This is a genomic window from Psychrobacter sp. TS_SC_6, from assembly GCF_056156305.1.
The window spans coordinates 1,445,012-1,459,274 of the sequence record NZ_CM149590.1; the positions used below are offsets into that span (position 1 = coordinate 1,445,012).

9 protein-coding genes are annotated in these 14,263 nt (G+C 43.2%); 3 read left to right on the forward strand and 6 right to left on the reverse strand.

The features are described from left to right. Nucleotides 1–7: 7 nt before the first annotated feature. From AC0J5Y_RS06170 to AC0J5Y_RS06190, 5 genes are all read right to left on the reverse strand, one after another. A complete protein-coding gene (locus tag AC0J5Y_RS06170; protein ID WP_475132018.1) occupies nt 8–889 on the reverse strand; it encodes an RNA methyltransferase in 882 nt (293 codons plus the stop codon). Continuing rightward, entirely contained in the window at nt 889–1,269 is a 381-nt protein-coding gene (locus AC0J5Y_RS06175) for an Hpt domain-containing protein (RefSeq protein ID WP_475132019.1), read from the reverse strand. Before AC0J5Y_RS06175 ends, AC0J5Y_RS06170 begins: the two co-directional genes overlap by 1 nt. 89 nt (nt 1,270–1,358) lie before the next feature. Further along, a complete protein-coding gene (gene dnaE, locus AC0J5Y_RS06180; RefSeq protein WP_475132020.1) occupies nt 1,359–5,102 on the reverse strand; it encodes a DNA polymerase III subunit alpha in 3,744 nt (1,247 codons plus the stop codon). A 427-nt stretch (nt 5,103–5,529) separates the two neighbouring features. After that, complete coding sequence (ggt, locus tag AC0J5Y_RS06185) at nt 5,530–7,467, reverse strand: gamma-glutamyltransferase (RefSeq protein WP_475132021.1); 1,938 nt, start codon at nt 7,465–7,467, stop codon at nt 5,530–5,532. Between the two features lie 259 nt (nt 7,468–7,726). After that, complete coding sequence (locus tag AC0J5Y_RS06190) at nt 7,727–8,248, reverse strand: Spy/CpxP family protein refolding chaperone (protein ID WP_475132022.1); 522 nt, start codon at nt 8,246–8,248, stop codon at nt 7,727–7,729. Nucleotides 8,249–8,524: 276 nt separating this feature from the next. Between AC0J5Y_RS06190 and AC0J5Y_RS06195 the strand changes: the two genes are divergently transcribed. Next, a complete protein-coding gene (locus tag AC0J5Y_RS06195) occupies nt 8,525–9,217 on the forward strand; it encodes a response regulator transcription factor (protein ID WP_475132023.1) in 693 nt (230 codons plus the stop codon). Beyond that, on the forward strand, nt 9,217–10,908 hold the full coding sequence (locus AC0J5Y_RS06200) for a sensor histidine kinase (RefSeq protein ID WP_475132024.1): 1,692 nt from the start codon (nt 9,217–9,219) through the stop codon (nt 10,906–10,908). Before AC0J5Y_RS06195 ends, AC0J5Y_RS06200 begins: the two co-directional genes overlap by 1 nt. A 259-nt stretch (nt 10,909–11,167) precedes the next feature. Here the strand turns inward: AC0J5Y_RS06200 and AC0J5Y_RS06205 are convergent, their stop codons facing one another. Then, nucleotides 11,168–12,031 (reverse strand): universal stress protein, encoded by an 864-nt coding sequence (locus AC0J5Y_RS06205; RefSeq protein ID WP_475132025.1) that lies wholly within the window; start codon nt 12,029–12,031, stop codon nt 11,168–11,170. A gap of 614 nt (nt 12,032–12,645) precedes the next feature. Between AC0J5Y_RS06205 and AC0J5Y_RS06210 the strand changes: the two genes are divergently transcribed. Beyond that, nucleotides 12,646–14,196 carry an acetyl-CoA hydrolase/transferase family protein gene (locus tag AC0J5Y_RS06210; protein ID WP_475132026.1) on the forward strand — a complete coding sequence of 517 codons (1,551 nt, stop codon included), beginning with the start codon at nt 12,646–12,648 and terminating at the stop codon, nt 14,194–14,196. Nucleotides 14,197–14,263 lie beyond the last annotated feature (67 nt).

Below are 14,263 nucleotides of genomic sequence, written 5' to 3' on the forward strand. Positions count from 1 at the left end.
TTAAATGTTAGTCTTTTAAAAGTTTTGCTAGCAGAGCACTGAGTAATTGATACTCTTTTTGGTCGAGTTGAATACGTGAACCGAGTCTAGATAAGCGTGATGGCAGCGACTTTAAGTTTTCACTATCTGCCAGTTTTCGTTGAACCATCAATGCAGTGGTACGCTCAGTAAGCAGTTGCAATTGCTGTTGAGTAATCGCTGGCTCATCCCATTGATGGCGCACATAGGTATTGAGCATCCCTTGTTCAGTCGTCTCTAGCTTGTCAGTTACCTGTCCTATATCATTAACTTCGCTGTCAGTTTGGATATGAGTTTGTGCATAAGCATAAATAAAGCTTGCAATAACTTGCACGGCTGAAGCAACATTGAGCACTGGATAAGCAGGATTGGCATCGATTTGAATATGATAGTCAGCATAAGCCAGCTCTTCATTGGTCAAGCCACGATCTTCACGTCCAAACAAAATGGCAATATTGGGCGCTGTATCAATACCATTTCGATCATTAATCGCATTTTGCTTGTCAATAAAGTCCAGCATGATTTTGGCAGCTTGGGTCGGCGTGACCACAGGACGCGGCAAATGACGGCTACGACTACTGGCTGCAAATACCAGTTGGCAATCAGCGATAGCAGATTCAAGCGTTGGTGCGATAATTGCTGATGACAATAAATCGCTACCACCAGCAGCATGAGAAACGCTAGTGTCATCAATCGGTAGTTTTGGATCAACCACCGTCAATCTCGATAACCCCATGGTGTGCATGGCGCGTGCTGCTGAACCAATATTGGCAGGCAATGTGGTATTGACCATCACTACTTGAACACAAGACAAATAATGGCTGACGTTTGGTACTGCTGTTGCTAAAGATGAGGGTGCATTGTTGCTCATTATTGTCCTAGTCGCTGGTTGATGTCTTGCTCAGCACGTTGCAATGCAACTGCGATGTCCTCGATAAGAGGGGCTTGTTCGCTAATAAGACGCTCACGGCAAAGCTCTTGCAATTGACTGCCAAGACGCGTCATTTGGGTTGCGCCCAAATTGACACTGGCTCCTTTTAGTGCATGAGCAAGCTCAAAGCCATTGGCATTATCTTCTTCTTGCTGAGCTTGTCTTAGTTTTGTGATACGGCTACGACAATCAGTAAAATAGACTTGTATCAAATCGACAAAGTCTTCTTCTAATAAGTCGCGCATATCTTCAAACTGCTCAGTATTGATAATCTCGTCATCAGTTATGGCATTCATATCTTTGTTCGTTTCTGTAGCCATAGTCATATTCCAATAGGATTAAAATTAGCGCAGAAAGAATTATAATAAATATTTTCCTACTAATGAATATGCTAACGATAATACATTCGTTAGCTGTAGTGAAAATGTAAGTTATCTTCGCTAATCATGATTTTTAGCTGCTGTAAATTGTCGTCATTTGGATAAATGCGCCAATGCTCGGACAGTCCTACATTGGCAATGCCATATTCTTCATAAATACTGAGTCCAAGGGGTAGGCAATTATCATTGATAGAAGCATCGGTATTGCTCAAAGCGTTGTTGGCGTAGCTTTGGTTACTTAGGCTTGGGTCAGTGTCGTTTGAATAAGCATCTTGTGCCATATTATTCTCTAATGCCAATAAATCATTACCATTTTCATCATATAGACTGCCACCTATTGAGGCATTATAACCGTCAAAACTATTGTTATTAGTATTGTCGCTTTGCTCGTCTTGCTCATCGTTATAAGATATTTTTGGTACTGGAATCATGGTGGCTTGTGCTGATTTTAGTAAAGGCTGCATACGATTGAGCAATTCGATATCGCTACCGTGAATTTTAATACTGATTTTCTTCATCCATCTTAGGCGCGCGTCAACGATGCTCATCGCATTATCAAGACGGGCAAATAGCCTGCCATCACGCTCACGGATACTGCCTTTGATAATCACGACTTCATCTATCTTTAACTGTTCTTTGACACGGTTAAAGCGCTCAGCATAACAGCTGACCTCTAATCGTGACGTTCCGTCGTCTAAAGTAATGACGTTACGAGTACCAAAGTTGGCGATATCAATGATAAGACCGGCAAAATAGCAGCTGCCGTTATAGCCCGTGTCAGTCAATTTATCGAGACGAGTACCTGAGGTATAACGTCTTAACTCGTCACGATATTCATCGATTGGATGTCCGGTCAAATAAAGCCCTAGAGTATTTTTCTCTGCTTTTAGGCGGTGTTTGTCACCCCAAATCAGCTCTGGGGTCATCACCAGAGGAGGTGCGGCGACGATACCATCCATTTCACCAAACAAATCCATCATACCGATTTCACGATTTTGACGGTCTTGTTCCGCCGCTTGTACGGCGCTTGGCAACTGACTCATCAGCGCACCACGAATCTCGTAGGCTTCATCGGCTGGCAAGTCAGGACGTAAAGTCGCCGCAAAATCATCAAAACAGCCGGCACTTACTAAGGCTTCAAGCGTGCGCTTATTGACCTTTTTGATATCAACGCGACGACAAAAATCGTATAAATCTTTAAAAGGTCCTTCGCGGCGACGCGTATCCACGATAGATTCGACGGCACCTTCACCAACGCCCTTAATAGCGCCCAAACCATAAATAATATTGGTTGGGGTATCAGCAACAAAATGCCATTCACTACGATTAACCGATGGGTTGACCACCGTTAAATCAAAGTTTTCACGGCAATCATTGATAAAGAACACCACGTTATCGGTGTTGTTCATATCTGATGTGAGTACGGCTGCCATGAATTCAGCAGGGTAGTATTGTTTCAGATAAGCGGTCTGATAAGCAAGCACACCATAAGCGGCAGAATGCGAACGGTTAAAACCGTAACCGGCGAACTTTTCCATCAAGTCAAATACGCCGCCCGATGTCGCTTCATCAATACCTTGGGAGGTTGCACCAGTGACAAAAATATCGCGCTGCTTTGCCATCTCTTCAGGTTTCTTCTTACCCATAGCTCGGCGTAGCATATCTGCGCCGCCCAAACTATAACCCGCCATAACCTGCGAGATTTGCATGACCTGTTCTTGATAAACGATAACGCCATTGGTGTTTTCTAAAATCGGCTCAAGATTGGGATGGTCATAAATGACTTCTTCGCGACCATGCTTACGGTCGATATACATCTCTACCATGCCTGCATCGAGTGGACCTGGGCGATACAGCGCACACATAGCAATCACGTCTTCAATATTGGTCGGTTGTAATTTCGCCAAATATTTTTTCATACCCATACTTTCTAACTGAAAGACGGCAGTGGTCTTGGCATCTTGTAAGAGCTTATAGGCTTTAGCATCATCTAATGGTAGGTCTTCTAATACCAACGCATCTTTGCCCTCTTTTGCACGGCGCAGATTGATATTTCTGACAGCAGCATCAATCACGGTCAAGTTGCGTAGACCCAAAAAGTCAAACTTTACCAGTCCAACGGCTTCAACATCATCTTTATCAAATTGGCTGACGCGGTGACCTTCGTCATCACAATAAATAGCGCTAAAATCCGTGATTCTATGCGGTGCAATCAATACGCCACCAGCATGTTTACCCACGTTCCGGCAAATACCTTCAAGCTTGATAGCCATCTCCCATACTTCGATGGCATCTTCATAATCCATATTGTCGGGATTAGAGATTAAGTCTTTGAGTTGTGGCTCTTGCTCAAGCGCTTGACTGAGTGTAATTCCCGGTGTTTTGGGAATAAGTTTCGACATTTTACTGGCAAGAAAGTAAGATTTACTTTGCGCACGCGCCACATCTCGTACGACTGCTTTTGCTGCCATGGTACCAAAGGTAATGATTTGTGACACTGCTTCACGACCATAGGTTTGCGCCACATAGTCAATGACCCGATCACGACCTTCAATACAAAAGTCAATATCAAAATCGGGCATGGACACACGCTCAGGATTTAAAAAGCGCTCGAATAATAAGTCATAATGAATAGGATCGAGGTCGGTAATATTGAGCGCATAAGCAACGAGTGAGCCTGCACCAGAACCACGACCGGGACCTACTGGTACGCCATTGGCTTTTGCCCAGCGGATAAAGTCCATCACGATAAGGAAGTAACCGGGGAAACCCATGGATAGGATAACTTTGAGTTCATACTCTAAACGCGCATCGTATCTTTGGCGGATATCACTCCAATTATCACTGCGTGCCTCAACTGGAAAAAGTTTGTCTAAACGATTTTCAAGCCCGCGCTGCGACTCTAATCGAAAAAATGATTCAATGGTCTCACCATCAGGGACGGGGAAATCTGGTAAGACGTTAATGCCAAGCGTCAATGTTACATTACAGCGCGTCGCCAATCGCAAGGTATTGTCGATAACCTGCGGGATATCAGCAAATAGCTGTTGCATTTGCGCTTGGGTTTTTAGATATTGGGCATCGGAATAAGTCTGCGGACGATTTTGGTCGGCAAGTACGTAAGAGCCAGCAATACAGACACGTGCTTCGTGAGCATCAAAATCATCTTGTTCTAAAAAACGCACATCATTATGGGCAATGATAGGAATGTTATGTTTGGCACCCGAGTGAATAGCCGCCTTAATAAAAGCATCCTCGCCTGTACGATTGGTGCGTTTAATCGCAAAATATAAGCGATCTTCAAATTGTGCTTGCCATTCTGTCAGCAGCTCATCGGCTTTTTCTGGCATTGAGCCAACCAATGCTTGTCCAACATCTGACTTTTCAGTAAATAAGACAATGACGCCCGCCGCATGCTCTAAAATATGGCTGCGTTTAATAACGGGCGTGCCATGGTTGGCAGGGTCAGCACGACCTTCAGTAAAGCCAAGCGACACGATACGGGTGATGTTTTGATAGCCCTCGTTGTTCATCGCCAATAAAGTTAAGCGCGTGTCTTCATTCTCCATAATGACTTCGCTGCCGATAATGGGCTTAATACCCACACCTAGGCAGGCACGATAGAATTTCACCGTGGCATACAGGTTGGATAAATCCGTCAAGGCAAGGGCGCGCTGATTGTCTGCCGCCGCCGCTTTAACCAACGGCTTAATACGCACGATAGAATCGGTAATGGAATATTCGCTGTGGATGCCAAGGTGTACAAATGCCATAGAAGACTCTTACGGATGCAAACAAAAGGAGAGGGTACGAGTTAGTGTCAGAGATAAATTAAGCGAAAACAGGTGGTAATTTATTTAAAAAATATACTATATCAATGATTTGACTGATGTTTTCAGTAAGCTATCATGTTAACAGACACACTTTATATGCTGTATCTCAGCCGCTAATCATAGCATTATTTGCTCATAACAGCCACTCGACGTCGCGCAAAAATATAGATAACCATCCATAACATAGTAATTGTATGGTTAACAGAGGAATGTCTTAGAGAAAACCAAGAGTTATCAATTCTCTATATTGATTATATGGTATCCACTTGTAATAGCATTAAAAATGCCCTCTACCATATATTAGGTAGAGGGCAAGAAGATACGAAGAGTAAGTGCTACTTGGTTCTTTTATTGAAATAGTGTTATTTTAGTATCCAACCACCGCAGCATCTACAATACGCGGGTCAGAAGACCCGTATACGCCATTTGGGGTAATCATAATCGACTGCGTTGATCCCATGGCTGATTGCGGACTGACCTTATGTCCCATAGACTCAAGCTTTTTAATGGTATCTACATTAAGGGCTTTTTCGATACGAATCTCATCAGGTAGCCACTGGTCATGAATGCGCGGGGCATGTGTGGCTTCAGCGATATTCATATCGTGGTCGATGACGTTTGATATGACTTGCGTGACCGTAGTAATAATGCGGCTACCACCCGGACTGCCTGTGACGATGTAAGGTTTGCTGTCTTTAAATACGATTGTTGGACTCATAGAAGATAACGGGCGTTTATTGGCTTCAACCGCATTGGCATCGCCGCCTATTAAGCCATAACCATTTGGTACGCCAGGTTTGACAGAAAAATCGTCCATCTCGTTATTGAGCAATATCCCTGTGCCTTCAGCAACAAGACCAGTGCCATAAGAAAAGTTCAGCGTATACGTATTTGCCACTGCATTACCATCTTTATCAACGATAGAAAAATGCGTGGTTTGATCGCTCTCGTACGGTAGAGGGTTATTTGCCTTGATGGTTGCCGCTGGCGTGGCTTTATTTGGGTTGATTAAAGCGCGTAGCTTATCAGCATAAGGCTGAGCAGTTAAACCGCTGGCAGGTACGTCGATAAAATCTGAATCACCCAAATACTCAGAACGATCGGCATATGCCAACTGCATCGCCTCAGCCATTAAATGAATGGTTTGCGCGCTGTTTTGACCATAGTCTTTTAATGGATAACCTTCTAAGATGTTTAAAATCTGCACAATATGAATACCACCAGAAGACGGTGGTGGCATAGAGACAATCTCATAACCACGATAATCGCCTTTAACAGGCGCACGGGCAATGGCTTGATAATTTGCCAAGTCCTGCAAGCTCATTTTACCGCCTGCTTCATTGACCGCTTTAACCAATTTACGGGCGGTTTCTCCTTTATAAAAACCATCACTACCTTTTGCCGCAATCAGCTTTAGCGAACTGGCAAGCTCTGGTTGTTTTAAGCGCTCACCCGGCTGATAAGCGCTGCCATCGTCCTTAAAGAATATCTTTTTGGTGCTTGGCCATTTTTGCAAGCGCTCGCTTAACGCTTCTAATGACTCTGACAACCCAGCGGTGACCTCTATTCCGTTTTCAGCCAGCGCAATTGCTGGTGCCATCACTTGCCCTCGGCTCATGGTGCCATGATCCTCTAAAGCTTTGAGTAAGCCTGCGACCGTACCCGGTACACCAACGGCTAAGCCATGATAACGAGATAAATCACTGACAGCATTGCCCTCCTTATCGAGATACATATCGCGCGAGGCGCTACTGGGCGCTTTTTCACGATAATCGAGTGCCACGGTTTTACCTTGCTTGGCGTCGTATACCATCATAAATCCGCCGCCGCCGATATTGCCTGCACGCGGCAACGTCACAGCTAGAGCAAAACCTACCGCCACAGCAGCATCAACGGCATTACCGCCATCTTTTAAAATTTTTAAGCCGATATCAGAGGCCAATGCTTCTTGGGTGGCGACCATGCCGTTTTTTGCCCAAACAGGGTGGTGGATAGCATCGACAGAATAGATTGCTTGATCGGTTTTGGCTTGGGTGGTCTTGGGCGTGAGCGTATTGATTTTCGCTCGTGTCACGCGCTGAGTCTCAGACAATACGGTAGGATTTTCCGCCAGAATCGCTAGATTAATCGCACTGGCATTAATCGACGTTGGATTAATGGCCTTTGAGGCGACAGCAGTATTTGTGTCTACCGCATGGGCAGATACAGAAAGTAATAGCGTGCTGCCAATAATTAACGCTGCAGATTTTAAAGTCTTATAGGTAGGCGCTTGTGTCTGATGAGAATAAGAATATGGAGCTGACATCGCAAAGTCCTTTTTACGAGGATGAAAGAAATTGGGCTAAAAATACAGGATTAATCAATAAGATTAAATAGTAACGAATATTGCTAGTAGTAGAAAGGACTTTGACATCTTTCGTTTTCAGATAAGAAAACGGTTATGAGATAATTGAATTTAGGAGATGTAACATACAGAGGAAAAGAAGCGCATCGGTAAGCCGATACGCTTCTTTAAATGTTCTTACTTTATCTAATTGATATTTTTTAACTATACAGCTTATATCTTACTGCGCTTGGTTATGCATCTTACGCTGTTTTGAACCATGATGACCTTTGTTTGTTCTTTCTGATTTTAATTGTGCCATTTTCGCACGCTGCTCAGCTGTGAGTACTTGCGAAATTGCATGTTGGGTTTGAACGCGTTCAATAAAGCGCTGCTTGTTTTTAGCTGCTTGCTGGTCTGCAAGACGATTGATGGCAGCGTTATCCAAGGTATTCGCGTTCGTCAATGCCTGCATCTGCTGCTGCATTTGCATACGTTCTGCTTGATGTTTTGCACGGTCATTTTTGCGATCACCCTGTTTTTCTTGCATGATGGCTTTGATTTGTGCCTGCTGCGTCGCTGTTAGATTTAGCTGTGCCATTGGGCCTCTCATGCCGTCTTTCATGCCTTTATGCTGCATTTTGCTCGTTGTTGGCGTCGCCTCAGTAGAGGCATTGACACTGCTGCAGGCAGTCACGGTCAATACGCTAGACATCGCTAATACTGAACCCATCAATAATTTTTTCATTTGCGTCATTTGCATAAAAATTTCCTTAATCTTATAAAAGCGAATGTTTATCTGATAAGCCTAGTTTTGATCAAGTATCCCGGATAGTCACTATGACTCACTACTATGGCTCATTGCTCGATATTGTAAATTAGCATCAATTTGTTTTTGATAACCACTATCATACGACAGCCAGAGGTTACGAACATTTATGAAACATTAAGAAAGGTAACGTTTATAGCGCATAGGTAGCGCTTGCTTGATAATATGAGCCATAAAATGATTGAGAGGTATAATAATAAGGTGATAACGATGTCAAATATTTTATTGGGTGACGATGACGAAGAGTTGACTCAATTACTGCAAGAGTATTTGCATAATCACGGTGTTCATTGTGACTGCGTGCATGATGGCGAAGCGGTCATAGAGCGCCTAAAAACGACGATGCAGGATAATTCGCCTTATGATTTGTTGGTACTCGATATTATGATGCCAAAAATAGACGGGCTCAGTGTGTTACGTCAGCTGCCTGCTATTAGTGATATCCCTGTCATTATGCTTACCGCAAAAGGGGAGGAGATAGACCGTATCATCGGGCTTGAGCTTGGCGCTGATGATTATATCACCAAGCCTTGTAATCCACGTGAGCTGCTGGCACGCATCAATGCGGTGATTAAGCGCACCAGTATTGCGGCACATATTGTTGAGCAATTACCGCTGCCGAGTAGTCGCTTATATCTTGACCAACAGCAAAGGCTTTGCCAGATAGATGGCGTTGAGCTGCAATTAACAGGTACAGAATTTGATTTATTGCTGGCTTTATTACGACAAAAAGGCGAGGTAGTCAGTAAATCGTGGCTATCACAGCATGTCTTGCAGCGAGAATTACAGCCCTTTGACCGTAGCCTTGATGTCCATGTCTCGCGCTTGCGTAAAAAACTTCAACCTTTCCATGATGAGCCAATCAAGGCGATTCGTGGTAAAGGTTATCAGTTGGTACTCTAATGACAGAAGCTGCCCAAAATCCTACAGCGATAAACAAATCGAAGCTGAGCATACCTGTGTCGCTATTTTGGCGATTGTTTTTGAGTTTGCTGGCGATGATTCTGATCACCTCTATCTTATCTATAGCAGTAGAGCGCTGGCTTAATGAGAGAGAGCTTGCTACTCGTATGGATTCTCAAATTGATAAGCTACTCATTCAACGTGAGCGGCTGGTCATATCCTTGAAGGCGGGTGATTTATCTGCTGTAAAGCAGATTTATAATGAAGATCGAAGACTCATGAGCCAAATCAGGATATACGATGAGCAGGGCGCTATGATATTTCCAAGATATCGGTTTCGAGAAAATCGAGTCAAGCGGCATCAAGCACGTGACGTGGTAAGTATAAAAGCAATAGATTTGCAGATAGAAGGTGAGCGATCATCTGTGTTGTCTAATCCTCAACATTCTGTGAGTAGCAGTACTGACAATAAAACATCTGATTATCATGAAATTAGTGATGAAGAGCGTGTCGATAAGAACCCTTATAGGGTGTATTCCTTTGATAAAGATGGCGTCAAAAGCGCGCGCCCAAATGATGAGCCTTTTAGCCTCGATGATATTTTAAAACCCATACCGTCTCATAAAGCCATCGCTGACATTGATAGCCGACCTGAGTTAGCTGAGGTTACGGTGGTCATGCCAAATAATGACAGCGTTATCGTACAGCTGCGTCCGCACCTGTTATTTAAAGATGTATTAGAGCTACAGCGTGGTAATTTTATGCTGCGACTCTTACTGATTATACTCTTTAGCGTGTTGGTGTGCTTTTGGCTTAGTCGTACGTTGACTCGGCGTATTGGGCGTGTACAGGATACCGTACACCGGATGATAGATGGCAACTATGAAGTCAATCCGCAGCTATCAAGTCTTGGTTCTGATGAATTGGGGCTATTGGCAAAAGATGTGGCTTTGCTGTCGACAAGATTGGCTGATAGTGAGCTCGCACGTAAGCAAATGTTAAGTGATATCTCCCATGAGCTGCGTTCTCCACTCGCTCGTCTTGATGTAGCCACTGAGCTGACACGAGATTTTGCCCCCAATGCCAGCCGTTATCTTGACCGTATCGATAAAGAATCGATGCGGATGAATGAGCTGATTGAGCAAATTATCCATATTCAATTGCTACAAATGCAGCAATATACCATCGACACTCTAGAAAATGAAGCAGTAGATATCTGTGGAATTATCAGTGAGATTGGTCAAGATGTTTGCTTTGAGTTTCAGCATAAAAATATATATTGGCAATGGCAGCCAAGCGTGTCTCTATTGCAGGGTTCGTGCACAGTAATGGGCAATCAAGAACAGCTGCATAGTGCTCTTGAAAACATCATTCGTAATGCCTTTATGCACACTGCTTTTGATTCGGCAGTGATGGCTGAGATACAAGCAGTAAAGATAAATAATAAAATGTCAGCTATTGAAATAAGCATCACTGATGAGGGCGGTGGTGTTGCGGAAAAGGATCTGGAGCGTATTTTTCAGCCTTTCGTTAGGCTTGATACGGCGCGCCATCGCGAAACAGGCGGTTATGGACTGGGTTTGGCAATCGTCCATGCTGTAGTGATGGCACATAGAGGTCAGATCACTGTCCATAATCGCCAAGATGGCATATTGGGGCTTGTGATAAAAGTAATATTACCTGTTAAATAGAAACAACCTCAAATGATAATGTATTTAATCAAAATATATTCACAAATAAGAATATAAAAGATGTACGGTAGCAAATCACCGATGTGTGGCATTGAGACTCTCTCTATATTCGTTAATTATAATATAAAGAGAGTTATAGTGATTTACAAAATAAGACGCTTTATGTCTCGAATAATCATCTAAGTAATTTTTTAACCTCTTGGATTCAACATATAAAACCAACAGAACAGATTAAAAATATAATCACGCTAGTTAACTATTAGCGCACCAAAATAACCGGTGACAGCGTACTGGCGATAATCTCTGTTGTAGTGCTGCCAAGAAACAGATGCTGTAGTTTTGAGCTGCCATAAGCACCCACCACAATCATATCGATTGCATGCTCCATTTGAAAAGCTAACAATCCATTGACCGCGTCAAGCTTTTGGATATGATGAGTCTTTACTGAAAATCCTGCTGCTGTCATCTGCGAGCGAGCATCAGCAAGGCTTCGTTTGGCAGTTTCATTATCGTTACCGATCATCACAATATGACCTTGCATGCCTTTCAATAATTTGCTCTCTGACAGCATAGTTATGGCTTTAATGGCAGTTTTACTAGCGTCAAAGGCTACCATGTATGAGTGAGGTTCTTTGAATTTCTCTGAGCAAATGAGTACCGGTATGCTTGACGCTCGTGCAACCGTCTCGATTTGGCTGCCGATATTGATGCGGCTATGTTTATGGTCTTCACCGCGGCGTCCCATAACGATGGCACGATTATGCGCTGTAAAATGCTCAATAGCAGGCAATAGCTTGCCACGGCGCTGATAAACATGGACATCTACGTCATCAAACTGATTTTTGATGTGGCTTTTGGCATCTTGCACCAAGGCGTTGCTATAGCTATTGACTACCTTCGCTCTTTGCTCGTCGAGCTGAGACAATTCATCCAGCAAGAATTGACGGCTATTGATGCCAATCGCCCCAGACAAGTTTCTTCTAATAGACGCTGCCACATCGCTGACATGCAACAGTCCTACCGAAATATTGAGTCGCCCTGCATACCATGCTGCATAGTCACAAACAGACTCTGTCACTACTGAGCCATCAATACAAGCCAAAACGTGCTGTTGAGTTGTCATCATTCATCCTTAAATGCTTATTTTCTCACTACCAACTTTATGTCAATCAGCTAATAATGAACTGCTTTTATATCAAATCTAGCACCAGTTTTCATCAGTATAACCTTTAGTTAAAAAATTTTGCCAGTTTCTAAAATATAACATGCGTAGAGTCCTTTTAAAAATATGACACTGATAATCTTACTATAATTTTTTTGGGTCTATAGACAAAAAATCAGAAATATCATCGTTAATATTTTTCTATTAATCAAAAGTATCCCATTCTATATTTCAAAGTATATTTTTTAAATGCGTTTATGGCTATCTGAGGAAAATAAATAACAAGGATTTTTTATCATCAGACTTTATGGTAAGCAGATTTCTTTGAGATAAAGAAAAATGCCTCTGACTGCAATTTAAGAAGAAAAGAACACTATGTAAAAGATATTAAAAAGAGAACTAATGTTAGTTTATACGAGATAGGTAAAAGCTCTTTTGGTAAATTTAAATCATTCAACTTGTTTTTTGCGGGAAAGTTGCTAATATGCAGCAATGCATTTTATTGTTGGTTTCGTATCAAACGCTTCATCGCGAAGTGGTTTGATTTTAATATGGAAGTTACTAGGAAAAAAGGTATGACATCATTAAATCATGAAGGTCGTGTGCTTCACGACGGTCTAAGCAAAAAAATCATGTCTGCTGATCAAGCAGCAGCGTTCATCAAAAACGACATGAATGTCGGTATGAGTGGCTTTACCGGCGCTGGTTACCCAAAAGCGATACCCGCTGCGCTTGCCAAACATATGGAAGCGGCTCATGCTCGCGGTGAAGACTTTCAAATTGGTTTATTGACAGGTGCCTCTACCGCAACTGAATGTGATGGCGTATTGGCAGAAGCGAACGGCATCAAATGGCGCACACCATATCAATCAGAGCCTGCTCTACGTAAACAAATCAACGCCGGCGCCGCGCATTATTTCGATATGCATTTATCGCATGTGGCGCAGCAGAGTACCATTGGTTTCTATGGCAAGATGCATATAGCGGTCGTTGAAGTGTCGGGTATTTTGCCAGATGGTCGCCTGATTCCATCGACTTCTATCGGTAACAACAATGCCTGGTTAGAAAATGCAGACAAAATCATCTTAGAAGTGAACGCGCAGCAAAGCTTGATGTTAGAAGGTATGCATGATGTCTATAATGATATCGGTATGCCGCCAAACCGCAAGCCGATTCCACTTGTGACCCCAGGCGGACGTATTGGTGTGCCGTATCTACATTGTGACTTGGATAAAGTGGTTGGCGTTGTCCTAACGAACTCGCCTGATCGCAACAGCAAGTTTGCTGATCCTGATGAATGTTCAAACAAAATAGCCAGCCATATCATTGATTTCTTCCATGATGAAGTCAAAAAAGGTCGCATGCCAGAAAGTTTATTACCGATCCAGTCTGGTGTAGGTAACGTAGCCAATGCCGTATTGGCAGGACTACAAAACAGCCCGTTTGAGAATTTAACCGGCTACACTGAAGTATTGCAAGATGGTATGTTAGACCTAATCATGTCTGGCAAAATGACCATGGCGTCTGCCACTGCACTGTCATTAAGCCCGGATGCGCTAGAGCGTTTTAATGCCAATATCGAAGAGCTACGTGCGCGTATTGTATTGCGCCCACAAGAGATCACCAACCATCCTGAAGTCGCGCGTCGCTTAGGTGTATTGGCCATTAATGCCATGATTGAATGCGACCTCTATGGTAACGTCAACTCAACCCACGTCATGGGTACCAACATGATGAATGGCTTGGGCGGCTCAGGTGATTTCGCTCGTAACGCTTATACGTCATTCTTTGTATCACCATCAGTAGCTAAAGATGGCGCAATCTCCTGTATCACGCCGATGGTCTCGCATCACGACCATACTGAGCATGATGTAATGGTCATTGTCACCGAACAAGGATTGGCAGATTTGCGTGGTTTATCGCCGCGTCAACGTGCAAAAGCCATTATCGATAATTGTGCACATCCTGACTATCGCCCAATGCTACAAGATTATTTTGATCGTGCCTCAGATACGGCTGGTATGCAAACGCCGCATATCTTGGAAGAAGCATTATCATGGCATCAGCGTTATGTTGAAACGGGTGATATGCGTATCAAAAAAGCGGCTTATAAAGTGGCTGTTTAAGATGATAGGGTTTGTAGCAACATAAATAAGTATCCTAAAAAAAGCCCCTTATTTTATGAATAAGGGG